The organism is Bradyrhizobium sp. (assembly GCF_049581145.1).
Classification (GTDB): domain Bacteria; phylum Pseudomonadota; class Alphaproteobacteria; order Rhizobiales; family Xanthobacteraceae; genus Bradyrhizobium.
The window spans coordinates 1-1,683 of the sequence record NZ_JBAURI010000495.1 but is presented as its reverse complement, the minus strand read 5'-3'; the positions used below and the strand labels follow the sequence as shown (position 1 = coordinate 1,683).

1 protein-coding gene is annotated in these 1,683 nt (G+C 67.0%); it reads right to left on the bottom strand.

Going from position 1 to position 1,683, the window contains the following annotated elements; genetic code table 11:
• On the bottom strand, positions 1-1,683 hold a 1,683-nt coding region (gene infB, locus WCB02_RS16490; protein ID WP_423959561.1), incomplete at both ends, for a translation initiation factor IF-2.

The following is a 1,683-nucleotide window of genomic DNA, read 5'->3' as shown; positions in this document are numbered from 1 at the left end:
GAGCAGCCCGGAGAGGGCGGCTTTCACATCGTCGACCAGATTGTAGATGATGTTGTAGTAGCGGATCTCGACGCCGGTCTGCTCGGCGAGATCGCGCGCCTCCTTATGGGCGCGAACGTTAAAGCCGAGAATGACCGCCTTTGAGGCCTCAGCCAGCGTCACGTCGGATTCGGTCACGCCGCCGACGCCGCTGTGTATCACGCGCGCCACGACTTCGTCGTTCCCAAGCTTCTCTACCGCGGCGATGATCGCCTCGACCGATCCCTGCACGTCGCCCTTGACGACGATCGGGAGCTCCTTGTGTCCCGCCGCCTTCAGGTTGCTCATCATGTCGGAGAGCGAGGTTCTGACCGCCGGCCCGCGCGCGGCGAGCTTTTCGCGCTTCTGGCGCTCGCGATATTCGGTGATTTCACGCGCGCGCGCTTCGGTCTCGACGACGGCGACCCGGTCGCCCGCTTCCGGCGCGCCGGAGAACCCAAGCACTTCGACCGGCGTCGAGGGCGTTGCCTGGTCGACGGTCTCGCCCTTGTCGTCGATCAGCGCCCTGACGCGGCCCCAATGCGAGCCGGCGACGACTAGCGCGCCCACTTTGAGCGTGCCCCGTTGCACGAGCACCGTCGCCACCGGCCCGCGCCCGCGGTCGAGCCTTGCCTCGATGACCGTGCCCTCTGCGCTGCGGTCGGGATCGGCGACGAGATCAAGCAGCTCGGCCTGCAGCGCGATCGCCTCGAGCAGCTTGTCGAGATTGACATTCTTGGTCGCCGAAACCTCGACCGCGAGCGTATCGCCGCCGAACGCCTCGACCTGCACGTCGTGCTGCAGCAATTCCTGCATCACACGCTGGGGATTGGCTTCGGGCCTGTCGATCTTGTTGATCGCGACGATGATCGGGGCCTTGGCCGCTTTGGCGTGGCGAATCGCTTCGATCGTCTGCGGCATGACGCCGTCGTCGGCCGCCACGACCAGCACGACGATGTCAGTAACCTTCGCGCCGCGCGCGCGCATGGCGGTAAAGGCCGCGTGGCCCGGCGTGTCGATGAAGGTGATCGTCTGGCCGCCGGGCGCAACGACCTGGTAGGCGCCGATGTGCTGAGTGATCCCGCCGGCTTCGCCCGCCACCACGTTTGCGTGGCGGATCGCATCGAGGAGCGAGGTCTTGCCGTGGTCGACATGGCCCATGATCGTGACGATAGGCGGGCGCGGCACGGGCGCGCCTTCCTCGTCGGGCCGATCAAATAGGCCTTCCTCGACGTCGGATTCGGCGACCCGCTTGACCGAATGCCCCATTTCCTCGGCGACAAGCTGCGCGGTGTCGGCGTCGAGCACATCCGTCAGCGTCACCATGCGGCCCTGGCGCATCAAAAGCTTGATCACGTCGACCGCGCGCTCGGACATGCGGCTCGCAAGCTCCTGGATCGTGATCGCCTCAGGCAGCACGATTTCGCGCGCGATTTTCTCTTTCTGTTCCTGCGCGCCATGGCTCTTCAGCCGCTGGGTGCGCCGACGGAACGCGGCGACCGAGCGCGTGCGCTCCTCTTCGCCCGAGGTGGCGCTGGTGACGGTGAGGCGGCCCCGGTTGCGTTGCTCGCCCCCGCGCGGCGGACGCGGCGTCGGGACAATGACCTTTTGCCCCGGCAGGACCAGCGCCGGGCGCCGTATGACGCGCTTGGTTTCCTCCTCCTC